This is a genomic window from Corynebacterium sp. c7Ub_26 (assembly GCF_053760365.1).
The window spans coordinates 710,634-736,185 of the sequence record NZ_JBSNBL010000001.1; the positions used below are offsets into that span (position 1 = coordinate 710,634).

Annotated in this window: 19 protein-coding genes and 2 pseudogenes; 17 read left to right on the plus strand and 4 right to left on the minus strand. The window is 55.0% G+C overall.

Annotated features, from left to right (window positions below; genetic code table 11):
• The first annotated feature begins 172 nt into the window (after nt 1-172).
• The 4 genes from ACWORE_RS03050 to ACWORE_RS03065 all read left to right on the plus strand — a co-directional run bounded on the left by ACWORE_RS03050 (nt 173) and on the right by ACWORE_RS03065 (nt 4,922).
• Entirely contained in the window at nt 173-1,369 is a 1,197-nt protein-coding gene (locus tag ACWORE_RS03050) for an ABC transporter substrate-binding protein (RefSeq protein WP_455302495.1), read from the plus strand.
• A gap of 87 nt (nt 1,370-1,456) precedes the next feature.
• Complete coding sequence (locus tag ACWORE_RS03055; protein WP_455302497.1) at nt 1,457-2,107, plus strand: hypothetical protein; 651 nt, start codon at nt 1,457-1,459, stop codon at nt 2,105-2,107.
• Entirely contained in the window at nt 2,108-2,659 is a 552-nt protein-coding gene (locus ACWORE_RS03060; protein WP_012731664.1) for an adenine phosphoribosyltransferase, read from the plus strand.
• Nucleotides 2,652-4,922: a RelA/SpoT family protein gene (locus ACWORE_RS03065; protein ID WP_455302499.1), complete on the plus strand. Its 2,271-nt coding sequence runs from the start codon at nt 2,652-2,654 to the stop codon at nt 4,920-4,922. Before ACWORE_RS03060 ends, ACWORE_RS03065 begins: the two co-directional genes overlap by 8 nt.
• A gap of 5 nt (nt 4,923-4,927) precedes the next feature.
• Here ACWORE_RS03065 and ACWORE_RS03070 read toward each other — a convergent pair whose 3' ends face one another.
• Nucleotides 4,928-5,737 carry an Fpg/Nei family DNA glycosylase gene (locus tag ACWORE_RS03070; protein WP_455302500.1) on the minus strand — a complete coding sequence of 270 codons (810 nt, stop codon included), beginning with the start codon at nt 5,735-5,737 and terminating at the stop codon, nt 4,928-4,930.
• Nucleotides 5,738-5,958: 221 nt separating this feature from the next.
• On the opposite strand from ACWORE_RS03070, the gene ACWORE_RS03075 reads away from it, so the two are divergent.
• Both ACWORE_RS03075 and ACWORE_RS03080 read left to right on the plus strand, forming a co-directional pair.
• A complete protein-coding gene (locus ACWORE_RS03075) occupies nt 5,959-7,095 on the plus strand; it encodes an S-(hydroxymethyl)mycothiol dehydrogenase (protein ID WP_455302501.1) in 1,137 nt (378 codons plus the stop codon).
• Between the two features lie 2 nt (nt 7,096-7,097).
• Nucleotides 7,098-7,763: an MBL fold metallo-hydrolase gene (locus ACWORE_RS03080; RefSeq protein ID WP_455302502.1), complete on the plus strand. Its 666-nt coding sequence runs from the start codon at nt 7,098-7,100 to the stop codon at nt 7,761-7,763.
• Between the two features lie 140 nt (nt 7,764-7,903).
• On the opposite strand, the gene ACWORE_RS03085 is transcribed toward ACWORE_RS03080, so the two are convergent.
• On the minus strand, nt 7,904-8,716 hold the full coding sequence (locus tag ACWORE_RS03085) for a peptidylprolyl isomerase (RefSeq protein ID WP_455302503.1): 813 nt from the start codon (nt 8,714-8,716) through the stop codon (nt 7,904-7,906).
• A gap of 196 nt (nt 8,717-8,912) precedes the next feature.
• Here ACWORE_RS03085 and ACWORE_RS03090 point away from each other — a divergent pair, with 196 nt between their 5' ends.
• On the plus strand, nt 8,913-9,563 hold the full coding sequence (locus ACWORE_RS03090; RefSeq protein ID WP_455302504.1) for an MBL fold metallo-hydrolase: 651 nt from the start codon (nt 8,913-8,915) through the stop codon (nt 9,561-9,563).
• Nucleotides 9,564-9,653: 90 nt separating this feature from the next.
• A complete protein-coding gene (hisS, locus tag ACWORE_RS03095; protein WP_455302505.1) occupies nt 9,654-10,934 on the plus strand; it encodes a histidine--tRNA ligase in 1,281 nt (426 codons plus the stop codon).
• Here the strand turns inward: hisS and ACWORE_RS03100 are convergent.
• Both ACWORE_RS03100 and ypfJ read right to left on the minus strand, forming a co-directional pair.
• Nucleotides 10,926-12,383 carry an FAD-binding oxidoreductase gene (locus tag ACWORE_RS03100; RefSeq protein WP_455302506.1) on the minus strand — a complete coding sequence of 486 codons (1,458 nt, stop codon included), beginning with the start codon at nt 12,381-12,383 and terminating at the stop codon, nt 10,926-10,928. The genes hisS and ACWORE_RS03100 overlap by 9 nt on opposite strands.
• A gap of 67 nt (nt 12,384-12,450) precedes the next feature.
• On the minus strand, nt 12,451-13,296 hold the full coding sequence (gene ypfJ, locus ACWORE_RS03105) for a KPN_02809 family neutral zinc metallopeptidase (protein WP_012731655.1): 846 nt from the start codon (nt 13,294-13,296) through the stop codon (nt 12,451-12,453).
• Nucleotides 13,297-13,458: 162 nt separating this feature from the next.
• Here ypfJ and aspS point away from each other — a divergent pair, with 162 nt between their 5' ends.
• The 9 genes and pseudogenes from aspS (at nt 13,459) to ruvX (ending at nt 25,468) form a co-directional block, all read left to right on the plus strand.
• A complete protein-coding gene (aspS, locus tag ACWORE_RS03110; protein ID WP_406604599.1) occupies nt 13,459-15,252 on the plus strand; it encodes an aspartate--tRNA ligase in 1,794 nt (597 codons plus the stop codon).
• 86 nt (nt 15,253-15,338) lie between these two features.
• The gene (locus tag ACWORE_RS03115) at nt 15,339-16,616 is read left to right on the plus strand and encodes a phosphotransferase family protein (RefSeq protein ID WP_455302508.1); all 1,278 of its coding nucleotides are present in this window, start codon (nt 15,339-15,341) and stop codon (nt 16,614-16,616) included.
• 19 nt (nt 16,617-16,635) lie between these two features.
• Entirely contained in the window at nt 16,636-18,018 is a 1,383-nt protein-coding gene (locus ACWORE_RS03120) for a replication-associated recombination protein A (RefSeq protein ID WP_406604597.1), read from the plus strand.
• A gap of 150 nt (nt 18,019-18,168) precedes the next feature.
• Nucleotides 18,169-18,810, plus strand: a pseudogene (locus ACWORE_RS03125) (ABC transporter permease).
• A 2-nt stretch (nt 18,811-18,812) separates the two neighbouring features.
• Nucleotides 18,813-20,074 (plus strand): annotated as a pseudogene (locus ACWORE_RS03130) (ABC transporter ATP-binding protein).
• 112 nt (nt 20,075-20,186) lie between these two features.
• Nucleotides 20,187-20,918 carry an ABC transporter permease gene (locus ACWORE_RS03135; RefSeq protein WP_455302509.1) on the plus strand — a complete coding sequence of 244 codons (732 nt, stop codon included), beginning with the start codon at nt 20,187-20,189 and terminating at the stop codon, nt 20,916-20,918.
• Nucleotides 20,919-21,046: 128 nt separating this feature from the next.
• The gene (locus ACWORE_RS03140) at nt 21,047-21,994 is read left to right on the plus strand and encodes a glycine betaine ABC transporter substrate-binding protein (protein ID WP_455302621.1); all 948 of its coding nucleotides are present in this window, start codon (nt 21,047-21,049) and stop codon (nt 21,992-21,994) included.
• 311 nt (nt 21,995-22,305) lie between these two features.
• Nucleotides 22,306-24,966 carry an alanine--tRNA ligase gene (alaS, locus tag ACWORE_RS03145; RefSeq protein WP_455302510.1) on the plus strand — a complete coding sequence of 887 codons (2,661 nt, stop codon included), beginning with the start codon at nt 22,306-22,308 and terminating at the stop codon, nt 24,964-24,966.
• Nucleotides 24,944-25,468, plus strand: coding sequence for a Holliday junction resolvase RuvX (gene ruvX, locus ACWORE_RS03150; RefSeq protein ID WP_455302511.1), 525 nt, complete (start codon nt 24,944-24,946; stop codon nt 25,466-25,468). The genes alaS and ruvX overlap by 23 nt, the downstream gene beginning before the upstream one ends.
• The last annotated feature ends 84 nt before the right edge of the window (nt 25,469-25,552 follow it).

Consider the following 25,552-nt stretch of genomic DNA (forward strand, 5'->3'; position numbering starts at 1 on the left):
GCATGGCACGTTCTTAACCGGTCGTGTAGTTAGAATTTCCGCCGTACAGCGCCCTTGCTCATTAATCCGAAGCAAGGGCGCTAAACTTTTCTTAACAGCACATCCTGTGTTCTTACGAATACGGCATCAGTGCGCTTTGTACGTCCATTTTCTGACACGATCGGCTCCATCCGTGTTACAGCGATTCAAGAAGTCACGTCCCCAGTTCCCGTCGGCAATGCCTTCACTACCGCGTTCCCCACGTGCCCGCGTCCGCAAGATTATGACGGCCTTTTCGGGAGCCTTATTAGTCACAGGTTTAGCCGCCTGCGATACCAATGACGATGCAGGCGATGACCACACAAACGCCGGGTTCGCCTACGTAAGTGGCAGCACCCTCACCACTGTTAACGGTGCTAGTTCACAAGGACAGGCCTCCGATGCAGCGCGATTATCCGTCCGCTTATATCCCGGAGCTTTCATCGATGGCCCCAACGGTCAGGCCTTCGTCAATAACGATCTTTTCACGTCAATTCAGGCACCCGACGAGAACCGGAGTGCTGAATACGTCATCAACCCACGGGCCCAATATTCGGATGGCAAACCGGTTACCTGTGATGACTTTTACCTGGCATGGTTTGCCCAGCATAAAAAAGAATATTTTGATTCCGATAATCCTCTTCTGGAACAGGTTGAATCAGTTACATGCCGGCATAACGAGAAAAAGTTCCGGGTGAATTTTGCCCGCGGATACGGGTCCCGATACCAGAATCTTTTTCCTGCCGGGTCCGTTATGCCCTCCCAGATCATTGCTTCGCACGCTGGGGTTGACGATTTAACTGGTGCGCTGGAATCTGCGGACTACCAAATAGTCAAAAAAGTGGGCGATCTGTGGAAGAAGAGTTTTCTCCTGAAAGAAGACAATCTTAAGAATATTGTGTCCACTGGACCGTATTCGGTTAAGTCGATCATGGATAAGGATCCGACTACACATACGCGGTCAGTAACGCTTCAAAAGAATCCTCACTGGTGGGGTGACCCGGCGGAAATCGATGACATCGTGGTCTATCCTCGCTCAGCGTCTCTGAGCGACCTTGCTCACCACAAATCACTCAGAGTCGTTGATAATGATCAAGCTCTTCCCTCCGAGTTCCGTTTATCGCAGGGGAAAGGTTCAGCAGAACTATCTGAGCCGTCACCATCCACGGCAGAATCAGCCGAGACATCTCCATCCAGGACATCGCCAGCATCTGAGACGTCCTCGTCAGCTGCTCCATCTTCATCACCGACGCCAACCTCGTCAGCGGTACCAACCTCGTCCGCATCTAACGCTCCCAGTGAAGCGATGCCGTCGTCGGAAGCAAATAAACCAGCGACGAACGATAATTAGGGATTCCCCGCATTCTCAGTTCCGCACGAGGGTGGCTCCTCGGCCTCTGCATCACGTTTGACGGTGGATTCGGAGAAATACGGTGCGATGACAATGCTCTCACGTCGGATTGACTCGCTCATCCCTGCCGACCACGGGGTCATGGCAAGTAAACGCATGCGCCAAGCGGTATCGCAGTGCATTGATTGGGCCGCTGTTGCCGAAGCATCGTCAGCCCACTCATCAATAAAGGTTCCAGCCTATAAACTTCGATTGACGCCGGCGACGAGCTCGTCCTTCGATGCGGTCAGCGATGTCGCGCTAAAGCATGGAAATCACGACACCGCTGCTGCCCGAAAGGCAGCGAAGGGATCCACAGTTCGTTTGTCGTACGACCGCGCGAATGATCGGTACGCTGCCATGGCAAATGCCATTCGCGAGTCCTGCCAAGAGAGTGGAATTACCGTCGATGATGTCTCGACAGACCATGCGGATAGCACTGCTCTAACGGACAGAGCCGACATTTTCCTCCAGGCGGTTGACCCCACAACGTACTTTTCGACCTCGACATTCGTCGGTGGAACCATCGATGAGCGTTGGCAAGCGGAAGAAGAATTATGGGATAGCATGCCGACGATCCCATTGTCTGCTGAACCCCGCGCCGTGGTCGTACACAACGCAGTGAGTAATCTAGTGCCTAGCACCTCGAATGTTGGGGTCGGCTGGAACATGGATCGATGGAAGAAAGATCAGAATTAGATGACCGACAGTGAGTATTCATCCGCAGCCGATGCAGTGGCAAACTTAGTTCGCCGCGTGCCTGGTTTTCCGTCTGAAGGTGTGGTTTTTGAAGACCTCACTCCGGTGCTGGCAGATGCGGGCGCCTTCCGATTAATCGTCGACGAATTAGCCGAGGCTGCTCGGAGTTATCACGCAGACATCATCGGCGGGCTCGACGCTCGTGGATTCCTTTTGGGTTCTGCTGTGGCGTACCAACTGGGGCTCGGGATCCTCGCAGTGCGCAAGGAAGGTAAACTCCCGCCGCCGGTTTTTCATCGAGGCTATGACTTGGAATATGGCCATGCGGCACTGGAAATTCCCCGAGAAGGCCTGAATATTCAGGGAAAGAATATTGTTCTTATCGACGACGTTCTTGCCACAGGTGGCACCTTGTGTGCCTCCCGGGCTCTCCTGGAGGAAGCCGGGGCGAATGTCGCTGGATTGGCCGTTATTCTCGAAGTTGAAGCTTTGGAAGGTCGGAAACGCCTGGCCGACCTTCCTCTAACGGTGGTAGGGGAGCGTAGTGAGTGATCGGTCGCCCTCTCGGGTTGGTTCGGTGAGTGCTCGTCTGGCTCGAAGCCTGACGGGGCAGAATCGTGCAAAATATAATCCGGTTTTGGAACCGATGCTGACTATTCATCGCAAGGTTCACCCGAAAGCGGATGTTGTTCTCATCAACCGTGCCTATGGGACCGCGGCGCAATTGCATGACGGTGTTTTTCGTAAGTCTGGCGAACCGTACATTACTCACCCGCTTGCCGTAGCGACGATTTGCGCTGAGATCGGCATGGATACCACCACGATTGTCGCAGCGCTGCTGCACGATACGGTGGAAGACACTGATTACACGCTCGAACAACTTGAGCACGACTTTGGTCCTGAAGTGGCTCACTTGGTGGATGGGGTCACCAAGCTGGACAAAGTGGCCTTGGGGTCAGCCGCGGAAGCCGAGACGATCAGGAAAATGATTGTCGCAATGGCCGACGATCCCGGCGTGCTGGTCATTAAGGTTGCTGATCGCCTGCACAATATGCGCACAATGCGTTTCCTCCCGCCGGAAAAGCAGGCAAGGAAAGCTCGGCAAACCTTGGAGGTCATTGCTCCGCTGGCTCACCGGCTGGGCATGGCGACCGTGAAGTGGGAGCTAGAAGATCTCTCCTTCGCCATTTTGTACCCCAAGAAGTACCAAGAAATCGTGCGATTGGTGGCAGATCGGGCGCCGAAGCGCGATGAATATATCGCCCGAGTGTCGAAAGAGCTACAAGCCCGGCTCAAGGACTACCACATCAGTACGGAGGTCGTGGGGCGACCGAAACACTACTGGTCGATCTACCAAAAGATGATCGTTCGCGGCCGAGACTTTGATGAAATCTTCGACCTCGTCGGACTCCGTGTCCTCGTCGACTCCGTGCAGGAATGCTACGCCGCACTGGGAGCTGTACATACGCTGTATCAGCCGATGCCCGGGAGATTCAAAGACTATATTTCTACGCCCCGCTATGGGGTTTATGAATCGCTCCACACGACGGTGATCGGGCCGGATAATAAACCTCTCGAGATCCAAATCCGGACCCATGAAATGCACTACAACGCTGAGTTCGGCATTGCGGCGCATTGGCGATACAAGGAGACCAAGGGACACAACAAAGGTTCTGCAAAAGAACTGGACCAGATGGCATGGATGCGTCAGCTTCTCGACTGGCAACGGGAATCTGCCGACCCCAACGAATTCATGGAGAACCTGCGGTTTGATCTCTCCTCAAACCAGATTTTCGTGTTTACCCCGAAAGGGGACGCGATCACTCTGCCATCGGGATCGACGCCTATCGACTTCGCCTACGCTGTCCACACCGAAGTGGGGCACCGGTGTATCGGTGCGAAGGTGAACGGCAAGCTTCTCGCGCTCGAGTCGGAGCTCCACACTGGTGATAGGGTCGAGGTTTTTACGTCGAAAGATCCGGACGCCGGCCCATCGAAGGACTGGGAATCATTCGTCGTGTCGCCGCGTGCGAAGTCGAAGATTCGTCAGTGGTTCGCGAAGGAGCGTCGAGAAGTTGCTTTGGAGGCGGGCCGGGATGCGCTCGCCGCGGAAATCCAGCGGGGCGGGCTGCCTATGCATCGGCTCTTTACTCCCGAATCGATGCAAACTATCGCTGGCCAACTGAGTTTTAACTCCGTCGACCAGTTGTATACCGCGATTGGCAATAACAACATCACGGCTGGTCGCGTCGTTAACCTGTTAATGGAGCAGTTTGGGGGACAAGAGGAGGCGGAAGATGCGCTTGCCGCCCGCACTCCTTTGTCTCAGCTCAGGTCAAAGAAGAATTCTCGTGCCTATTCGGCGGGGGTTCTTGTTGAAGGCGACGCCGACTACATGGCGAAGCTGGCCAAGTGCTGTACTCCCGTCCCCGGCGACGACATTTTCGGATTCGTGACCCGAGGTGGCGGGGTGAGTGTCCACCGCACAGACTGCACTAACGCTCCGAAGCTGAAAGAAGAACCTGAACGCCTGATTTCGGTATCATGGGCGGCAGAGCGCAGTGGAGCTGTCTTCACGGTGACGCTGCAAATCGAAGGGCTTGACCGCCAAGGGTTGCTATCCGACGTCACCCGGGCCGTGTCAGAACAGAAAGTCGCTATCTTGGCGACGAATTCTCACACTGCTGAAGATCGCGTTGCGGTGGTCCGTTTCACGTTCGAGGTCTCTGACGTCAAACAGCTTGGCTACTTGATGACCCAGCTGAGGAACGTTGAAGGTGTCTTCGACGTTTTCCGGGTCACGTCGGGCGGTTAGAGGCGTCATGCCTGGCACGTGGGGCACCAAAAGAGGTTTCTGCCGTCGACTTTGCGCTCGACAACAGTGGTTCCGCAGATGTAGCAAGGCAGTCCGGCGCGTCGGTAAACATAAACCTCGCCACCATGAGCATCGACGCGTGGTTCCCGCCCCATGGCCTCAGGCATGTGCTCTGGCCGAACGGTGTCGATTTTCCCCACGCGGAACCCCATCGTCATTGTTTCGACGAGGTCATCCCATATCGCATGAAGGTCGTCGTCGGTAAGATCTTTACCCTGCAGCTCAGGGTTAAACCCTAACCTGAATAGCGTTTCGGCGCGGTAAATATTTCCGACGCCTGCGAAGATGTGCTGATCCATCAGCAAGGTACTAATCGGTTTCGAGGACCGTTTGATTCGTTGAAAGCTGCGATTGGGGTCGGCGTGTGGGTCGAGTGGGTCAGCGCCGAGTTTCCCAATAGCCGTGTCTTTTTCTTCATCGGTGATGAGCCGGCACCACTGTGGACCGCGTAAATCAGCTGCCCGTGAGTCGGAGGCTATTCGTAAACGAACCTGACCGCGTGGCTCCGCGAGGTCAGAGATACGAAGGCTTCCGATGAGACCTAAATGAATATAAACGATATGTGCCGCCTGGTTAGCCGCGAAGTCAATGAACAAGTGTTTTCCGTGCGCTTCGGCGTGCTTAAGCACGGTGTGGTTGAGCTGATCAGCCTCTGTTGCGAATCGCCCCTGTGGCGAGCTAACAACAGTTTCATGTCCGGCGAATTCGCGGTTCAGTGATGAAGCGAGCCGATGAATGACGTGGCCTTCGGGCATTCCTTAACTTCTTCCAGAGGGGTAACTGCACAAGTTGTAATTGGGCACTACAACGCGTTATTGAAAATAATTTATATTTAGTAATGTATATTTGCTGGTAACAGCAGTCTCAGCCTCGATCGCATAAGCCCTGATTGATCTCCTTTTTCTATGACACAGCGGAGTGTACAAGACTTCATTACACTCGATGACGGTCCATTAATGAGAAAGGGCGATGTTTTATGACTGCAGCATCACAAACAGTGAAGGGCGTTATCTCCCGGGCAAAAAAGGAGCCCGTTGAGTTAACAGACATCGTTATTCCGGAACCAGGTGATAACGACGTTATTGTATCGATTAAAACCTGCGGGGTTTGCCACACGGACTTGGCGTACCGCGATGGCGGTATCAACGACGACTATCCATTTTTACTCGGGCATGAGGCGACCGCCGTCGTCGAGCAGATTGGTTCACGAGTCACTCATGTGGCCGAGGGGGACACGGTCGTTTTGAACTGGCGCGCAGTGTGTGGCGAGTGCCGCGCGTGTAAACGGGGAGAGCCGCACCTGTGCTTCAACACGTTCAATGCGTCGAAGCCCATGACACTGACCGACGGAACCGAGCTGACACCAGCGCTGGGAATTGGCGCTTTTGCCGAAAAGACACTGGTCCATGAGAAGCAGTGCACGAAGGTTGATCCCGACGTCGATCCCGCCGCCGCAGGCCTGTTGGGGTGCGGCGTGATGGCAGGACTCGGCGCAGCCGTTAATACGGGGCAGGTCAAGCGCGGTGAATCCGTCGCCGTGATCGGCGCTGGCGGTGTTGGCATGGCCGCCGTTGCTGGTGCAGCTTTAGCCGGTGCGACGAAGGTCATTGTTATCGACGTCTCCGATGACAAATTAGAAAAAGCCAAGGAGTTCGGTGCGACGCACACGATCAACCCCGAGTCGTTGGCCTCCGAGGGCGACGATGAGGATGCCTCTCCCGAAGACCAACCAGTCGTCAAGGCGGTCAAGGACCTCACAGATGGCTTCGGTGTCGATGTCGCCATCGACGCTGTCGGCGTCCCGCAGACCTTTACTCAGGCGTTCTACATGCGCGATCTCGCTGGCCGCGTCGTTCTCGTTGGTGTTCCAACACCGACCATGAAACTCGAGCTACCTTTCCTGGACGTCTTCTCCCACGGAGGAGCCATCAAGCCATCCTGGTACGGAGATTGCCTACCAGAACGCGATTTCCCCATGTACGTCTCTCTCTTCCAGCAAGGGAAATTCCCCTTGGACAAGTTCATCAGCGAGCGCGTCGGCATCGATGAAGTCGAGGACGCTTTCGAGACCATGAAAAAGGGCAATGTTTTGCGCTCTGTGGTGGTGGTATAACGATGGATTCCTGGAAACTGACAACTGAAGGTCAGAGCGAATCGGGCCTAAAAATTAGCCGGGTCGTCACGCACGGTGTGTTCGCACTCGACGGTGGCGAGTGGGAAGTCGATAACAACATTTGGGTTATCGGCGACAATTCTGAATGCATCATTATCGACGCTGCCCACACGGCCGATCCGATCATCGATGCCGTCGCTGGCCGCACTGTGAAGGGTATTGTGTGCACCCACGCGCACAACGATCACATCACGGTCGCGCCAGAGTTGGCAGAAAAACTGGACACGCGGATCTTCGTCCATCCCGGTGACCAGATGTTGTGGGAGCAAACCCATCCCGGAGTCGCCCACGAGGGCCTCGAAGATGGGGAACAGTTCAGCATCGCCGACACAGCGATGTCGGTCATTAACACTCCGGGCCATTCACCGGGGTCGTGCTGCTTGTACCTTCCCGAGGCACATGTCCTTCTTTCCGGCGACACCTTATTCGCCGGTGGGCCCGGCGCGACGGGACGATCGTTTTCATCATTCCCGACAATTATCGATTCGTTGAAGACACGGATCCTGACGCTGCCACAGCGGACGGAAGTGTACACGGGGCACGGTGATGCGACGTCGATCGGTGAGGAAGCTCCTCATCTCGAGGAGTGGATTGAACGAGGGTACTAGCGGGGGATGTGCTGCCGCGTGACACATTGATCGTGTGCTGTCACGCGGCACATTTGTATCGCAGCACTGTTATATGAAAAATGCCGACATCGAAGGTGATGCCGGCATTCTGAAGCCCGATCGCGATGGAGCTTTAAGCGCTAGCTCACTGCAGCACTGGTGATCTTAACTTCTTCATTCGGCGCGGTATTGCCGCTTTCATCCTGAGGCTTTGCGCCCTTGGCGGCAATACCATCGATGGTTTTCAGACCGTCGTCGGAAATCGAACCGAAAATGTTGTACTTGGGGGGTAGCTGTGAATCCTTGTACACGAGGAAGAACTGAGATCCGTTGGTGTCCTCACCGGAGTTTGCCATCGCGAGAGTCCCGCGCTTGTAGTCAAATGTTCCCTCTTTGTCGCTGTCGGACACGGAGTTTGAGGGGTATTCATCCTTGAACGTGAAACCTGGGCCGCCCTTGCCCGTGCCTGAGGGGTCACCGCACTGCAGGACAAAAATGCCTTCTGTAGTGAGCCGATGGCACACTGTGTCGTTGTAGAACCCTTGTTTTGCAAGAGACTCAATCGCATTGACCGTACACGGGGACTTGGAACGATCCATGGTGAGAGGGATATCGCCCTGGTTCGTGTGCAGGGTGACGTTTACTGTTCCCTTTTTCGACACGTTGTCGCTCTTAGGGAGATCGGCTTGTTTCGAATCAGGCTGGTCGGCCTTGGTGTAGTCACACGTGACCGAATCGCCGTTGGTCGTTGTTTCAGCGGATGCTGCTGTGTTGTCGTGGTCGTCACCGCCAGACGTTGCTGCCCAATAAATCCCGCCAGCTACTGCGACGAGGATGACGACAGTAGCGACGACGACTCCGAGGGGCCGTGCCTTCTCCACACGGTTACGCTTTTTCAGCTCTTTCTCTAGCGCTGAGAAGGCTTCCTCGCGCCTTTCTTTGTTGGTGCTCACAAACAATCACTTTCTATCAGTCTTGTGAATGACGGTTGGGGCTGCAGAACCATAGTTGCACGTGATAATAATTGCACGTGATAGGCGGCGACTAGTTTCCCGCTCCGACATCCTACTATGCCTACCATGGTCTTATGACTAACGACGTGACTATCACCATGACCACAGTCGGAGCCTTAAGCACGAGTTGCTACATATGTACGCGTGGCAACGAGGCCATCGTTATTGCCCGGGATACGGAGCCCATGTACCCGTTTTATCGTATATGGATGACCATGACCTCACCGTCGCTGGAGTGTATTTGACGCACGGGCATCTGGATCACAGCCGCGATGCGGGAATTATCGCCAACCGTTTTTCAGTTCCAGTTTGGCTCCACGAGGCCGATGTATTCATGCTCGAAGACAGCGATGGCGCCTTCCGGGACATTGATCGCATTCTTGACCATAGCCACATGGAGCAGCCCGAACGTGTAGAGCATTACGACATTTCGTGGATGGATGATTCCGTCACCGATCCGCAGCGTGGCAGCTATCCTGAAGTCGCTATTGGCGGGCAGACTACTCTCGAGACAGCCGTCGGCACGTTCACAGTCGTTGGGGCACCTGGGCATTCCCCTGGTTCGACCATGCTTTTTCTGGGGGAGACGTGTTTCGGAGGCGACGTTCTCTTCCGCGGAGGCATTGGTCGGACGGACTTGCCCGGTTCCAATCCGCACTCCATGAAATCGACGCTGGCCGACGTCGTTAAGAAGCTTTCGCAAAAGACCATGATTCTTCCTGGGCATGGACCAAGCACCTCCATCGAGGAGGAGGTTCAGCAGAATCCATTTCTCCGCGGCCTATAGCAAGTGTGACCTCGTTGAGGGGCGGTTACAGCACGCGGTGTCGACGTCGGTCGGCCAGCCGATTGTCCCTATTCGCTATAGTGTGAATCCGTGAGTACATCCTCGAAGCCACGTAAATTCACTGCTCCCAAAGGCGTTCCTGATTATGTTCCGCCGAATTCTCACGAGTTCAACGCTGTTCGCTCGACTTTTCATCATTGTGCGACGGTAGCTGGGTATGAGCCAGTTGAGCTTCCGATCTTCGAGGATACTTCGCTCTTTGCTCGGGGAGTTGGGGAGTCCAGCGACGTCGTTACAAAAGAGATGTACACCTTCGAAGACCGAGGCGGACGTTCGATGACGCTCCGTCCCGAAGGCACAGCTGGAGTGATGCGGGCAGTCATTGAGCACGGACTTGATCGTGGTCAGCTCCCCGCAAAGCTGGTTTATGCAGGGCCGTGCTTCCGCTATGAGCGGCCACAGGCCGGCCGGTATCGTCAGTTCCAGCAAGTCGGTGTTGAGGCCATTGGTGTTGATGATCCCGCCCTCGATGCCGAGGTTATCGCGCTTGCGTATCGGTGCTTTACATCGTTGGGTCTCACGGGATTCCGGCTGGAACTGACATCGTTGGGGGATTCCACCTGCCGGCCTGCATACCGGGAGAAACTCCAGACCTTCCTGACGTCGCTACCACTGGATGAAGAAACACAGCACCGTGCAAAGTTTAATCCGCTCCGGGTTTTGGACGACAAGCGTCCAGAAGTCAAGGAAATGACGGCTGACGCACCGCTGATGCTTGATTATCTTTCCGACGAGGCTCGCGCGCATTTCGAGACGGTCACTGGAATTTTGGATGACCTGTCGGTTCCGTACACGATCAATCCGCGCATGGTGCGTGGCCTGGACTATTACACGAAGACATGCTTCGAGTTTGTCCACGATGATCTTGGTGCTCAGTCTGGCATTGGTGGGGGAGGCCGCTACGACGGTCTGATGGCTGAACTCGGTGGGCGTGACCTCTCTGGTGTGGGCTTCGGGCTCGGCGTGGAGCGCGCACTTCTCGCGTTGGAAACAGAGAAGAAGACGGTGACGGACGGGAGCCGAGTGGACGTGTACGGCGTGGCCATGGGGGAGGAGGCGCACCGACGCATGCCCGTTATCATTAATGACCTCCGTCAATCCGGAGTGCGCGCGGACATGTCGTATGGACATCGTGGGCTCAAAGGCTCGATGAAAGCCGCCGACCGCGCAGGTGCTCGTTTTGCACTGGTTCTTGGGGAAGACGAGCTGGCTAAATCCATCGTGCAGGTCAAGGACCTACACGAAGGTGAACAAACTGCTGTCCCCCTCGACCAGGTCGTTCAAGAAATTCGTGGCCGGCTATCAGTGTAGGTAGTGGTACATACCCCCAGGGTTCATGATCGAATCCGGGTCAACTGCCTGCTTGATAGCAAGGTGTAAGTTTTGCGCTCCCTCATCCAATTCATGGGGGAGCCACTTGCTTTTGAGATTTCCGACGCCATGTTCGCCCGTAATCGTGCCTCCGAGGGATAACCCGAGGTGGATAATCTGCTCAAACGCGTCTTGGGCACGAGCGCAGGATTCCTGGTCATCAGCGTCGAAGAACAAGGCTGGGTGCGTATTCCCGTCGCCAGCATGCGCAATGGCCGCGATGACGACCCCGGTGTTCATCCGAATCTCGGCCAAACCATCGAAGAAATCCGCCATGGAGGATCGAGGAATGCAAATGTCCTCAATCAGTTGTCCGCCACCGTGATTCCGCTGGTACAACTCGTTGGCCGGATGAACCATCCGTCGAGCGGCAACAAGAGCATCGTTGTCTGCGGGGTTATCCGAAAACGCAATGTCGATGGCATTGCGTTTGTCCGCAATAGTTGTAAATTCTTCGGCGTCTTCCTTCGCTGTCGTCGAATCAGATTGCATGATCAGCATGGCACCGACATTTTCGTCGAGACCGAAATCCCCGAGTTCATTGAGCATAGAAATGGTGAGACCGTCCAGCATCTCAAACATGGAGGGTCGGTACCCGGCCCCCATGTAGGCGGCAACCGTTTCTACAGCATCTCGTTCCGAGGGGAATGTGGCCACTGCGGTTAACGGGGTAGGTGGCAGGGGTATTAGCCGAAGGGTGGCCTCTACGATGACCCCTAGGGTTCCTTCTGAACCGACGAAAAGCTGAGCGAGCTCGAGCCCTGCAACGCCTTTCGCAGTTTTGTGGCCTACTCGAGTCAGAGTTCCGTCGGGAAGGACAACCTTGAGTTCACGCACGAAATCTCGGGTAACGCCATATTTCACGCAGCACATTCCGCCGGCGTTGGTCGCAATATTTCCCCCGATGGTGGACATTCCCACCGATCCTGGATCAGGTGGATACAGTAGCCCATGCGGCCGGAGCGCATCTTTAAGGTCCTGGTTAACAATGCCGGGCTCTACCGTGACCGTCTGGTTGAGTTCACTAATCTCCAGGATGCGATCCATCGACTTCACCGAGAGCAGAATGCAGTTTTCTTTAGCATTAGCTCCACCAGTTAAGCCTGTTCGGGCTCCTTGAGGCACGACGGGGATGCCGTGTTCGTATGCGAATCGAACGACAGCTTGGACGTCGGCGATGCTTCTGGCTCTCACAAGGGCCAAGGCGCGGCCACTCGTCGGTTGGGGAGCTTCGTCGTGGGAATGTGCAGCGATAACATCGTCGTCAAAGGTAATAGTGCCGTCAAAATCGTCGACGAGGATGGCGAGCTCGCGAGCCAACCTATCACGATCTGATTCTGGTAAATCTGAGTCAGCCGACGAGTGCGGGGTCGGGACATGGACGGGCATTGTGAACTCCTAAGGATTAATAAATCAGTATTCGACGGTGGTCGACGGTATAAAAGGAGCCACCGTGTTATTCGTTAAACGATTGTTTACACGCGCTCATCGTGCCGTTCTTATACCCCTTGAGGAAAGAACTTTTACGCTCTTCTGATGATCCGTGTGTCCACTGGTCTGGATTGACGGACTGGCCTGATTGTTTTTGGATGGCGTCATCGCCAATGGCTTGGGCAGTAGTCACTGCTTGCTGGACTTGGTCATCGCTGAGTGGTTCAAGGATCGCGTCATCACCTTGAGCAGCATGGTTCGCCCATATCCCGGCGTAGCAATCCGCCTGAAGCTCCATCTTGACAGCGTTGGAGTCTTCCCCGGGGTTGTTGTAGTCGCTCAATCCCAGCGTGCCCTGAAGGTTTTGGATATGGTGCCCAAATTCATGGGCAACGACGTACTCCTGCGCGAAGGGGCCATTGGAGCCGCCCATGTCTTTCAGCTGTTGGAAGAATGACGTATCGAAATAGGCTGTGGAGTCTGACGGGCAATAGAACGGGCCGGTTGAGGAGCTAGCCTGTCCGCACCCCGTCGAGGTTGACCCAGAAAATAGAGTTAAGCCCGGCTTGGTGTAGTCGATATTCGCCTGTTCGGGCAAAATCCTGCTCCACACCCTGTCCAGCGAAATACCTGTGTATTCGACGCGGCAGTGATCATATTTGTTCGCGTCAGCACCAGATTTACATTCCTCGCGGTTGGCTTGGTCGTGTCCACCCCCGCCACTGCTATTAATAAGATCAGCCGGATTTCCACCAAGCAGGAGGTATAAGCCGACTATAACGATGGAGCCTATGCCACCACCTGCGGCGATCCGTCCACCACCGTGGGAAGCGCGCGAGCCCGAGGCCTGAAAATCATTCTTAAACGTCACGTCTCATATTCTGCCAAATGCTGCACAGAAGTAGAGAGCCGGACGCCAAATAGGATTGGGTATCGGGTAGAGTGATGGGCCGAGTGTGCCAACAACCGTTTATAGGTGGTATCGCCTCACTCTAGTGATAGATCTCTCACGATATTTTGGAAGGACTGCCCTGTGCATCGCACACACCTTGCCGGTGAACTTCGTTCTCACCATGTAGGCCAGACCGTGACATTGAGTGGCTGGGTCGCTCGCCGTCGTGATCACGGTGGCGTGATTTTCATTGACTTACGCGATCGATCGGGTTTGGCGCAGGTTGTTTTCCGCGATTCTGATGTTGCTGCACAGGCGCACCACCTTCGCAGCGAGTACTGCATCCGGGTGACGGGTGTAGTCGACGCTCGTCCCGAGGGCTCCGAGAATCCTAACTTGGATTCGGGCGCCATCGAGTTGAACGTCAATGAACTGACCATTTTGAATGCGTCGGACGCGTTGCCTTTCCAGATTGATGATCAGTCATCATCCGGTGAAGTTGGTGAGGAAACTCGCCTCAAATACCGCTACCTGGATCTTCGACGGAAAACCCAGCACGATGCCTTGGTCCTCCGCTCGAATGTCAACCAGGCCGCGCGGTCAGTGCTCCTGAAGCACGACTTCCACGAAATCGAGACTCCCACGTTGACGCGGTCGACGCCGGAGGGTGCTCGTGACTTCCTTGTTCCCGCTCGTTTACGTCCGGGCTCGTTCTATGCCCTCCCGCAGTCTCCTCAGCTGTTTAAGCAGCTGCTGATGGTTGGCGGCATGGAACGGTATTTCCAGATCGCTCGCTGTTACCGCGACGAAGATTTCCGCGCTGATCGTCAGCCTGAGTTCACGCAGCTCGACGTCGAGATGAGCTTCGTCGACCAGGACGACGTCATTAGCGTTGCCGAGGAAATCCTCACCGCCATTTGGAAAGAGATCGGGTACGACATTCCGACTCCGATCCCGCGCATGACCTACGCCGACGCCATGAAGTACTACGGGTCGGATAAGCCTGACCTCCGGTTCGACATCAAGATTGTGGAGTGCACGGAGTTCTTCGCTAACACCACATTCCGTGTCTTCCAGAACCCCTACGTTGGCGCAATCGTCATGGAGGGTGGAGCTTCCCAGCCGCGACGTCAGCTGGACGCCTGGCAGGACTGGGCAAAGCAGCGCGGCGCCAAAGGACTGGCTTATATTCTCGTTGGCGACGACGGCCAACTCTCCGGCCCCGTCGCAAAGAACATTACCGACGCTGAACGCGAAGGTATCGCTGACCATGTCGGAGCCAAGCCTGGCGATTGCATTTTCTTCGCGGCCGGCGATGCTAAATCATCTCGCGCGCTGTTAGGCGCAGCCCGAGGTGAAGTTGCCCGGAAGCTGGGCCTTATCAAGGAAGGCGATTGGGCATTTACCTGGGTTGTTGATGCTCCGCTCTTTGAGCCGGCAGCTGACGCGACGGCAGAAGGCGACGTGGCCTTAGGGCACTCCGCATGGACCGCCGTCCACCACGCCTTCACGTCCCCGAAGCCAGAGTGCATGGACTCCTTTGATAAAGATCCTGGGTCTGCACTGTCCTACGCGTACGACATCGTCTGTAACGGACACGAGATCGGTGGCGGCTCAATCCGTATTCACCGGTCGGACGTGCAGCAGCGTGTGTTCAATGTCATGGGTATTTCGGACGAAGAGGCACAGGAGAAATTCGGATTCCTCCTTGAGGCAATGAAGTTCGGTGCCCCGCCGCACGGCGGTATCGCCTTCGGATGGGATCGTATCGTCTCCCTGTTGGGTGGCTTTGAGTCCATTCGTGATGTCATTGCATTCCCGAAGTCCGGTGGTGGCGTCGATCCTCTCACTGATGCACCAGCGCCCATCACTCCTGAGCAGCGCAAAGAATCAGGCATCGACGCTAAACCGAAGAAGAAAGAAACGAAGAACTGATTTTCCATGCGAACAGCGTTTCGGCGGGTTTACTGTACGTGATGGAACGGGAATGTCCCGGCGTAGACAAGGAGTAGTGGCACACAGTGCTATCCACTGATGCGGTCATGAGCGCAGCCTCTGACTTATTGGGTAACAGGCTTGGCGGCCAACCCCACCTGTCCGATCCAGAGGATCTAGGAGGGTCAGGGTCTGCGTTAGTCTTACGTGCGCGCGTCGCCACTAACCCGTTCTTGCATGAACGAACAGTGATCATTAAGCAACTGCCGCCAGAGTCGCTGAGCGGCCCTGATCCAGCACTCGTTCGTGAGATCGTCGCTTATCAATTCACCAATTCGCTGGCGAACGAATCTCGCCCTGGTCCGGTCATGTTGGCATATGACCTGGACAAGCGGTTGATGGTCACCACAGACGCTGGTTCCGTCGATAATCTGATCGAGGTGTGGAACACCAGCTCTGACGACGACAAAGCGAAATTGGTGAGGCGGCTCGGAACATCCTTGGGGCGCATGCATCGTGCGACCGCTGGAGCCGAAGACGATTTCGCAACGCTACTCCGCCGCATGATGTCCCGCGCAAAAGCCGGCCGTGAGTTAGTCGTCGCCCGTGGACGCGTCCTTACTGACGCCATTGATTACGGATTGAGCATGGTGGGGAAGCTCGGCGTTTCTGTTCCGGCAGAAGTGTCAGACTTTGCTGCCGACTCATCACGACGGTTGGCGTCGGGGCAGCACAGGGCCTTTACTCCCTTCGACCTCTCACCCGACAACATTCTGTGTGGAAACCACAGGATCACGTATCTCGACTTTGAGTGGGCCGGATTCCGCGATGTCACCTTCGACGTTGCGTGCGTAATTGCTGGCTTCCCTCAATACGCCGAGGGCACTGCTCTTAACGGAGAACTCAGCCGCAAGTTTGTTGATGCGTGGCGTCACGAAGTGAGCGGAATGTGGCCCAATGTCCTTAACGATGAACGCTTGCGGGCGAGAATAGTCACCGCCCTGGTGGGGTGGTCACTTCTGTCACTAGCCATCTTGGAAGCTGGAGGACTCACCGCGCTGATCGATAAGGTACGGCTCACCACTGATAGCGGCGAAGACAGCACATCTGCCGGTGGAACCGTCGGAACGAAGGACTCTGAGGATTCGGATCCGGACCAGTCCATTGATTTTAGGGGACAGCATATCCTCCACGGTCGTGCGCGAACACGAGATCAACTGGTCATTCGTCGCGACATTATTCAGACGTTTGAAGCTCTCGGAGCTTTAGCCGAGCGCGGCCAGGATCCCAGATTCCCCGCAGTCTCAGCGTTTAGCCGAGAGGTCTGCACGGCAGTGAGAAATCTGGAGCGCTCCGGCTCGTAACTTATGAGGAACCCCATATATGACGGATGATGACACGAACCCGGGTCAGTCCGGATTGTTCGGCAACCCGCTCGATACCTCTTCTTTCTCACCGGATTCGTCGGCGGACTATTTTCATCCCGGGTCGTCGGCGCCTCTAGCAGTGCGTATGCGGCCACGTAACTTGGATGAGGTGGTCGGCCAAGAGCACGTTCTTGGGCAGGGTTCGCCATTACGCCGCCTCGTCGAAGGAGCAGGGGATTCGTCGGTTATTCTCTTTGGCCCACCGGGGACCGGTAAAACGACGATCGCGTCCCTTGTTTCCTCCACGACAGGCCGTCGCTTCCGGGTACTCTCCGCTCTGAGTTCTGGAGTCAAAGAGATCCGGAGCGTCCTCAAAGAAGCACGTCAAGCCCTTATCGACGGTGTTCAGACCGTCCTTTTTATCGACGAGGTCCATAGGTTCTCGAAAACCCAGCAGGATGCGCTTCTCGCGGCCGTCGAAAACCGAACCGTGCTGCTTGTTGCCGCTACAACTGAGAACCCGAATTTCGCCGTCGTCGGGCCACTGCTCTCACGGTCATTGCTAGTTCAGTTGGAGCCTTTGGATGACGAGGCTATACGCACGGTCATTCACCGTTCTGTCTCATCACAGCGTGGGCTCGCTGGAAGAATTCGTATCGATGACGACGCTGTGAACTCGATTGTCGCAATGGCAGGGGGCGACGCTCGACGCGCACTGACCTATGTGGAGGCGTCAGCACAGTCACTGGACGATGGTGAGACCATCACGCCGGAGATCGTCGCCAATAATGTTGATCGCGCGCTGGTGAAATACGATCGTGACGGGGATCAGCACTATGACGTGATTAGTGCCTTCATCAAGTCCATTCGTGGATCTGACGTTGATGCCGCTTTGCACTATCTGGCGCGGATGGTGGAAGCGGGGGAGGACCCACGGTTTATAGCGCGTCGGCTCGTCATTCTTGCGAGTGAAGATATCGGGATGGCTGATCCCCGTGCCCTTCAGACTGCCGTCGCGGCGATGCATGCGGTGTCCATGATCGGTATGCCTGAAGCGCGTATCACGCTTGCCCAAGCGACCATTCACCTTGCTACCGCTGCGAAATCAAATGCGGTGATTGTGGCCATTGACTCAGCGATCAAGGATGTCAGGAAGGGGAAGGCTGGAGCTATCCCCCGACACTTACGTGACGGCCACTATGAAGGCGCGAAGCGTATTGGTAGCGCTGTTGGATACGTGTACCCGCATGATGATCCTCGTGGCGTGGTCACACAGCAATATCCGCCGGATGAGGTGGTAGACCAGCACTATTACGTGCCTACCGCGCATGGCGAAGAGCGAGCCCTGCAATCGCGTCTCGAGGCCATCGAAAAAATTGTGAGAGGAAAGAATTCGTAACTGTTGAATTTTTCGACGCCCGAAAAATTCATTTACTGTTCTTTTTCGATACTCTGCAGAATTCTTTGATGGGGCCTATAGTGGTCACTACGTACTTCTAACGATTGATGGCCATTGCGAAGTCATGGTCATCGAGGAGTTGACCACAGCATGGCGGAATTCATTTCTGCGCGGTGGCAAGACATTCTTTTCCGGTGCTACCAACATGGAAGTCTCGTTATCCAGTCGCTGATTATCGCTTCCATTATCGCTTTAATTTTGGCAGTTATTGTCACGTCTTTCCGCACACTAGCGCCTATTGCCAATGCTATTTCTGCTATCGGGCTCACAATTCCATCATTCGCTCTTTTGGGAATGCTAATTCCAATAGTCGGAATTGGGACTCTACCGTCTATCGTCGTCGTGTGTTTTTATGCCACGTTACCGATACTTCGAAATGCGGTGGTCGGTTTAGATGGAGTTAGCCCGAGTGTAGTTGAAGCTGCCCGCGGGCAAGGTATGAGCTCATTTGGAATTTTAACCAAAGTAAAGTTACCTATCGCCTGGCCAGTTATCATGACAGGTATTCGTGTATCGGCTCAAATGTCCATGGGAGTCGCTGCTATCGCCGCCTACGCACTAGGGCCTGGTCTTGGTGGCTAAATCTACACCGGATTGAGCCAAATTGGCGGCGCGAACGCTGTGAACTACGCCGTAGTCGGAACAATAGGTGTGGTTATCGTCGCGCTCATTGTTGATTTTGCGCTTATTGGATTCGGTCGGCTCACAATCCCGCAAGGCTTGAGAAGGTAAAAATGTCATCATTAAATACCCATCATCACCGGATCCAAGATTCGGGTCATGCGAGACAAGGATCAAACCCTGTCGTCGAAACTTCAGGCCGATCCGGCGTCGATATTGTGCTCGACGGTGTACAGAAAAAGTTTCCAGGCCAAGAGACGCCGGCTGTCACGCATTTAGATCTCACCATTAATGCCGGTAACACCGTCATGTTCGTCGGGCCGTCAGGTTGTGGGAAAACCACTTCTCTCAAAATGATTAACCGGCTTATTGAACCGACGTCGGGGCATATTTTTATCGACGGTGATGATGTGACCAAGAAAAATGCCACGGAGCTTCGACGAAAAATTGGTTACGTTATTCAGGGCGGAAGTCTTCTCCCACACCTCACAGTAGGGGACAACGTCGGGCTTGTTCCTGGACTTTTGAAGTGGAAAAAGAGTGATATCAGCGCTCGAACGGACGAGCTTTTAGACATGGTTGGTCTCGACCCATCGGTCTATCGGGACCGTTACCCGCGTGAACTCTCTGGTGGCCAGCAACAACGTGTGGGGGTTGCTCGTGGTCTTGCTGCTGATCCTCCGGTCATTTTGATGGATGAGCCTTTTGGGGCCGTGGATCCGATCACGCGAAACCACCTGCAAGATGAGCTTCTTTCTATTCAAGAAGATCTGCACAAAACGATCATCTGCGTGTCTCACGACATTGATGAAGCAATCAAGCTAGGCGACAAAATCGTCATCTTTAACGTTGGTGGGGTTGTTGAGCAATATGACACGCCCCAAATATTTTGGCATCCCCGGCTAATGATTTTGTTGCTGATTTCGTGGGATCAGGATCTCGGTTAAAGCAGTTAGCGCTTCTTAGGGTATCGGATATGCAGCTCGATCAGCCGCCAATATGCCACATAGGTGATCGAGTCGATGAGGTTACCGAAAGGGTAACGCGCGCTGGAGAAGATTCTGTCGTCATTCTCGACGAGCGCGGAACGCCTAAAGACTGGGTTTATCTCGACGGTATTTCACGGTTTGACTTTGTTCCGACGCCAACGGTGAAACTTCAAACCGTCGTGGACCTCCGATCCACTCTGAACAATGCCTTAGATTCCATGCTCTCCTCAAGCCATGGGGGTGCGATGGTGACAGATCGCGATCGATACGTCGGCACTATTAACTACGACAAAGTTAATCAGTATGTCCACCAGCAAACACGACCGGATCATGAGGCAAAACCCATCCTCTGGAACTCGGACTCGGAACGTGATGTCGATGTCTAAAGTGATGGACCAACAAGACTTGTCCACGGTACGAAGCCTTCAACCAGAGCAATCGCACAATACCCATCGCGCACCACGTCGTAGGCTCTCCAGCAAGATGCGCAATGTGCAGATGACTAAGGAGGATAAGCTCCTTGTCTTTGGGACGCCCATCCTTATCCTCGTGGTGTTCGGGGCCTGGTTCATATGGCGGACGACCACAACGCTGACGGATGTGGAAATGCGGCAATTGGCCTGGTCAGTGATTGGTCGTCGAACTCTGGAGCATCTCCGCATCGTCGTGATCTCAGCGATTATCGTGCTCGCTGTGGGTCTGCCTCTGGGGATCGTGCTCACGCGACAGCGCATGAAGTTTTTAGTCTCCATCGTCACCGGAATCGGTAATGCGGGGCAATCGGCACCTGTTATTGGTGTGATCGTGCTCCTGGCGATGTGGTTGGGCTTTGGCACTCCGGTCGCTATCTTGTCCCTCTCTTTGTATGCATTTCTCCCCGTATTGGCGAATACCATCGCCGGACTCCAGGGCGTGGACAAAGAACTTATTGAAAGCGCTCAGGGCATGGGAATGACGCCGTGGCAGATACTGTGGCGCATCGAAATTCCTCTGGCGTCCTCTGTCATTCTCAATGGTGTTCGCACTGCATTGGTCTTATTAGTAGGTGTCGGAGCCTTCGCCACCTTTATTGACGCTGGTGGGCTCGGTGCTCTGATCCAATCTGGAATCGTCTTATTCCGTTACCGTGTCTTGGTTTCTGGAGCGATACTCGTCGCACTGTTGGCATTGTTCGTGGATTGGATCGGCCGAATAGTTGAGATAGCAGTGACTCCGAAGGGAATATCATGAGATCCGGCCCGCACAACCGTTCAAAGAACTTCGATGTACGTTCACCCAGCACAAAAACCCCGAACGGCGGAAGATGGCCGGTTAAAGGTGAGCGCGTTACTTACTCAGTGGGGAGGGCCGTGTACACGATCGTTGCTTCCGTATTATCGGTGTTCTTGATCGGTTCGCTAACTGCGTGCGGATTGGGCACGTCGGGAGGGTTCACCCACAATGGTGAGCTAGCGGGTCCCGTCGAAGGAAAGTCTGTTGATGGAGCCCATGTCGCCGTGGGATCCAAAAACTTCACTGAGCAAATTGTATTGGGGAAAATTGCGGTCACACTTCTCAAATCTGCGGGTGCGCATGTTGACGATCTGACCAATATCCCAGGATCCAATAGTGCTCGATCTGCGATGCTTCGCGGAAATATTGACATGCAGTGGGAATACACGGGCACAGGATGGATCTCGTATCTCGGTCACGATGATCCTATTGAGGATAGCCATCAGCAGTACATTGCCGTTCGCGATGCTGATAGAAAGAACGGCTTAACCTGGTTACCGCCGGCTCCAATGAACAATACGTATGGGTTAGCAATACGGCAGGGGAAAGCTAAGCAGCTCAATATCACGAAGATTTCTCAGCTGAAGGATCTTCCCCTGAATGAGCGAACGTTCTGCCTCGAGGCAGAGTTTGCCAATCGTAATGACGGTTTCCAGCCGATGCTCGCGAAATACGGGATTCCGCAAGTGCCTTCGTCCAACATTTCATTAATGGATACAGGCGCTATTTATTCCGCAACTGATCGGGGAGGATGCAATTTTGGTGAAGTCTTCACAACGGATGGTCGTATTAAAGCGCTGAACTTGCGAAATCTGGAAGATGATCAGCATTTCTTCCCCAAGTACAATGTGGCTCTCGTGTTCCGGACTGACCTCATCAAGAAGTATCCGCAGCTAGAGCCCCTTTTCGAGCCGGTGGCACAAAAACTGACCAATGACGTTTTTCAAGATCTCAATGCGAAAGTCGACGTCGATGGCGATGAACCCTCTGAGGTAGCGTGGGATTGGCTCCGCGAGGAAGGCTTCGTGAAGTAGACCAAGCGCAGCTTTCCAAACATCCGGTGGGTATTTTGGCTCAGAGATCCGTCGGCTAACGCACTTGATCTATCCCGTTCTGTATAGTCCGAAGCCCGTTGTCCTTAGTACTGCGGCACGCTGTACTCTGTTGGCTAGACGGTACAGTGTTTACCGACCATTTTGTTAACGTCAGCCCGCACCTGTCGGACTACGGTCATCCGAGGATGTTAACCATCAGGCGCTCATGCGCTGCGTGGCTTTCACCCTCTGGGGTCGTACGGCGGCCGATAGACTGTGGAGCTTCACCATGTATAAAGCGAGGTTCGTTCGTGTACACACACGAGATCAGGGAACGGTTCACGGAACACTTTGTTAAAGCTGGGCACACGTCCGTCCCCAGCGCGTCGCTGATCCTGGACGATCCGAACCTGCTCTTTGTTAACGCGGGAATGGTTCCCTTCAAGCCGTACTTCCTGGGTCAACAAACCCCTCCGTTTAATACGGCTACCTCTATCCAGAAATGTGTGCGCACACTGGATATCGACGAAGTCGGTATCACAATGCGTCACAACACGTTTTTCCAGATGGCGGGCAATTTCTCCTTCGGAAACTACTTCAAGGAAGGCGCAATTACCCACGCCTGGGAGCTGCTCACCAGTTCAATTGACGACGGGGGATTCGGCCTTGATCCTGATCGGTTGTGGGTCACTATCTATCAGGATGACGACGAAGCTGGCGACATTTGGCACGACAAGATAGGTATTCCGCGTGAGCACATCCAGCGTCTGGGTATGGCGGATAACTATTGGTCGATGGGAATCCCCGGACCGTGTGGCCCCAGCTCCGAAATCTATTACGACCGCGGACCGGAATACGGTAAAGAAGGCGGCCCTGTTGTCGATGGCACTCGCTACATCGAAATCTGGAACCTCGTGTTCATGGAAAAAGAGCGCGGCGAGGGGACCGGCAAGGAGAATTTCGAAATTCTTGGGCCACTCCCGAAGAAGAACATTGATACCGGCTTAGGTATCGAGCGAGTCGCCTGCATCCTGCAGGGCGTTGACAACGTCTACGAGACCGACCTCCTTCGCCCAGTTATCGACGTTGCCGAAGAATTGACGGGAGCTCGCTACGGGGCACGTCACGCAGATGATGTCCGATTCCGAGTTATCGCCGATCACTGCCGTACCGCATTGATGCTCATTCTCGACGGAGTTGCCCCCAGCAACGAGGGCCGTGGCTACATTTTGCGACGCCTTCTGCGCCGTATTGTTCGGTCCGCTCGTCTTTTGGGCGCGACGCACGAAACCATGGAGCGGTTCATGGAAACCGTCCGTCGCACCATGACCCCCTCGTACCCCGAGATCGAAGACAACTGGGAGCGCATTCGGTCCACCGCCGTAGCCGAGGAACGCGCATTCTTGGCGACGCTGGAATCGGGCGAAAAGCTCTTCACGACCATTGCGCAGGATCTCAAAGCCCGCGGTGAGACTGTTTTCCCCGGTTCCGACGCCTTTACCCTGCACGACACGCACGGTTTCCCCGTCGACCTGACTGCAGAAATGGCTAGCGAGCAAGGGCTGACCTTGGATCGTGACGCCTTCGATCGTCACATGCAGGACCAGAAAGCCCGGGCTAAGGCCGACAACCGTGCGAAGAAACACGGACACGCCAACCTGTCGGTGTATCGCCCCTTCGTCGACAATCATGCGACGGTCTTTACCGGCTATGACACCCTGGAAGATGAGGGAACCATCCTGGGGATGGTGTCCAATGGTCAGCTCGTTGAAAAAGTAACTGAGGGCGACCACGTCGACGTCATTCTTGACCGCACCCCCTTCTATGCAGAGTCCGGCGGGCAAATGGCTGACCATGGAGAACTATCGACGGCCGGTGCTCGTTTGAAGGTCAACGATGTGCAGAAGATCGGTAAGAAACTGTGGGTGCACAAGACCGAGGTAACCGGTGGCGAGATCGCCGTCGGGATGAAAGTGGAGGGCAAAGTTGACCCCCAGTGGCGGCATGCTGCACGCCAAGCCCATTCGGGTACGCACCTGATTCACGCTGCTCTGCGGCAGGTGTTGGGGCCAACAGCGGTCCAGGCTGGGTCTATGAACAAGCCTGGCTACCTGCGGTTCGATTTCAATTTCAATCGCCCGCTTACCGATGGCCAGTTGAAAGATATTCAGGACATCGCCAATTCCGCGGTGGACGCCGACTACACCGTCAACACCATTGAGACCTCCCTCGACGAGGCAAAGAAGATGGGGGCTCTGGCGCTCTTCGGTCAAAGCTACGGTGACTGGGTTCGCGTCGTCGAAATTGGTGGCCCGTTCTCTATGGAACTCTGCGGTGGCACACACGTTGACCACGCATCACAGGTTGGACCCGTCGCTGTTCTAGGCGAATCGTCAGTGGGATCCGGTGCTCGCCGCATTGAGGCCTATACAGGCATGGATTCATTCCGTTACCTGGCTCAGCAGCAGTCGACGCTGACCACAGTGGCGACGTCGCTCAAGGCACCAACCGATGACGTTCCTGAGTGCGTCGACCAGTTAGCTGCTCGCCTTCACGACGCTGAACGTGCTGTTGCACGTGCCCACCAGCAGGCTCTCCAATCTAAGGCGGACGAGTTCGTGGCTCATGCCCAGCGTCTCAACAACGTGACGGTGGTAGCTGAGAGTGTGTCGGACGTGGAGGCCAAGGATTTGCGTCCGATGGCGCTAGACGTCCGAAACCGGTTAGGCAATGAGCCTGCAGTCGTCATTTTGATCAGTTCTACTGGCGATAAAGTGCCCTTCGTCGTGTCAGCGAACGAACAGGCAACCGGAAACGGGATCAACGCGAACTCGCTCGTGAAAACTATCGGCCAATCAGTCAATGGTCGCGGCGGTGGAAAGCCCGATATGGCCCAGGGCTCGGGTAAGGACGCCACCGGCATCTCGCACGCACTGGATGCCGTCCTCGATGACCTTAAGAAGCAGGGATAATTTATTGGTGAAAAACATTGTCCCTGACCGTCCAGGAGAGGATGATCCTGGACCCGGTCGCCGCTTGGGGTTGGATGTTGGCACGGTTCGTATCGGCGTTGCTGTGAGTGATCCCGATGGCATTCTTGCCACGCCGGTCTCTACCGTCGCGCGGACGACTAAGAGGCGTGGGCCCGATGGCGAAGACATTGATTCCATCGTTCAGCTCGCGCACGACTACTCGGTGGTTGAAGTCATCGTGGGGTTGCCAAGGATGTTGGACGGATCCGCCGGCTCATCGGTTAAACACGCTCAGGATGTGGGTTTCCGCGTCCGTCGTCGACTGGAACGCGACGGCGTCGATGTACCGATTCGATATGTCGACGAACGCATGACTACCGTGATGGCTCAATCCAACCTCCACGACGCTGGTATCAGTGTTAAAGAGGGGCGATCGGTTATCGATCAAGCTGCGGCGGTTGAGATCCTCCAGACCTGGTTAGATCAGCGTCCGCGACGTTAGCGGAATGGTGTTGACCGCCAACCAAAAGTAGCAATTCTTCGACAGTCAGAGAGCATTTGTGGTAGTTGAATACGTCCACGCTCT

What these genes read in the sequence shown, in the direction of transcription:
- ACWORE_RS03055 (WP_455302497.1), top strand. Translation starts at nt 1,457, where the DNA reads ATGACAATGCTCTCACGTCGGATTGACTCGCTCATCCCTGCCGACCAC.
- ACWORE_RS03060 (WP_012731664.1), top strand. Translation starts at nt 2,108, where the DNA reads ATGACCGACAGTGAGTATTCATCCGCAGCCGATGCAGTGGCAAACTTA.
- ACWORE_RS03070 (WP_455302500.1), bottom strand. Translation starts at nt 5,737, where the DNA reads ATGCCCGAAGGCCACGTCATTCATCGGCTCGCTTCATCACTGAACCGC.
- ACWORE_RS03075 (WP_455302501.1), top strand. Translation starts at nt 5,959, where the DNA reads ATGACTGCAGCATCACAAACAGTGAAGGGCGTTATCTCCCGGGCAAAA.
- ACWORE_RS03080 (WP_455302502.1), top strand. Translation starts at nt 7,098, where the DNA reads ATGGATTCCTGGAAACTGACAACTGAAGGTCAGAGCGAATCGGGCCTA.
- ACWORE_RS03090 (WP_455302504.1), top strand. Translation starts at nt 8,913, where the DNA reads ATGTACGCGTGGCAACGAGGCCATCGTTATTGCCCGGGATACGGAGCC.
- ACWORE_RS03100 (WP_455302506.1), bottom strand. Translation starts at nt 12,383, where the DNA reads ATGCCCGTCCATGTCCCGACCCCGCACTCGTCGGCTGACTCAGATTTA.
- ACWORE_RS03120 (WP_406604597.1), top strand. Translation starts at nt 16,636, where the DNA reads ATGACGGATGATGACACGAACCCGGGTCAGTCCGGATTGTTCGGCAAC.
- ACWORE_RS03135 (WP_455302509.1), top strand. Translation starts at nt 20,187, where the DNA reads ATGACTAAGGAGGATAAGCTCCTTGTCTTTGGGACGCCCATCCTTATC.
- ruvX (WP_455302511.1), top strand. Translation starts at nt 24,944, where the DNA reads ATGACCTTAAGAAGCAGGGATAATTTATTGGTGAAAAACATTGTCCCT.